The organism is Streptomyces sp. LS1784 (genome assembly GCF_020103755.1).
Taxonomy (GTDB): domain Bacteria; phylum Actinomycetota; class Actinomycetes; order Streptomycetales; family Streptomycetaceae; genus Kitasatospora.
This window is the reverse complement of record NZ_JAHSQD010001144.1, coordinates 1-977: the sequence shown is the minus strand read 5'-3', so window position 1 is coordinate 977 and position 977 is coordinate 1. Positions and strand designations below refer to the sequence as shown.

Genomic DNA, 977 nt, shown 5'->3' with positions numbered 1-977 from the left:
CGGGCGCGGCCCCGCAGCAGCCGCCCCCGTCGGCCGCGATCGGCGGCGAGCGGCTCGGGCTCCCCGGGGTGCAGGTCGCCCCGATGGCGGGCGCCCCGCCACTGCCCGCCAACCTCACGGGCCAGTCCTGGATAGTCTCCGACGCGACGTCGGGCGAGGTGCTGGCGGCCAGCAATCCGCACCTGCGGCTGCCCCCGGCGAGCACCCTGAAGATCCTCTTCGCGGACACCGTGCTGCCCAAGTTCGACCGCAACACGGTGCACCGGGTGGCCGACGAGGAGATCCAGGGGATCGGTCCCGGCAGCAGCCTGGTCGGCATCAAGGAGAACCTGGACTACCGGGTCGAGGACCTGTGGCGCGGGGTGTTCCTGAGCTCCGGCAACGACGCGGTGCACGTCCTGGCGCACATGAACGGCGGCGTCCGGCAGACCGTCGCCGAGATGCAGGCGCGCGCCGACGCGCTCCAGGCGTGGGACACCAAGGTGATCTCCCCGGACGGCTACGACATGGACGGCCAGGTCTCCTCGGCCTACGACCTGTCGCTGTTCGCCCGGGCCGGCCTGCGCAACGCGGACTTCCGGATGTACTGCGCCACCCGGGACGCGATGTTCCCGGGCGCCATCGACAAGAACACCGGCCAGCGCGGCAGCTTCGGGATCGCCAACACCGACCGGCTGCTGGGCAAGTACCCGGGCCTGATCGGTGTGAAGAACGGCACCACCACCAACGCCGGATCGACCTTCGTCGGCGCCGCCCAGCGCGGTGGCCGGACCCTGCTGGTGACGGTGATGCACCCGGTCAGCTACCAGAAGGTGTACGACGAGACGGCCGCCCTGCTGGACTGGGGCTTCGCCGCAGCCGACAAGGTCCAGCCGGTGGGCAGGCTGGTCGACGAGATCCCGCCGGCCGGCGCCGAGCCGACCGGCCAGGCCACCGCAGCCGCCGAGCCGACCGGCCAGGCCACCGCAGCCGCCGAG

At 72.7% G+C, this 977-nt stretch carries 1 protein-coding gene; it reads left to right on the top strand.

Annotation, left to right across the window (positions count from 1 at the left end):
• Positions 1–977 (top strand): D-alanyl-D-alanine carboxypeptidase family protein (locus tag KS423_RS46210; protein WP_224285622.1); only part of this gene is annotated, 977 nt, incomplete at both ends.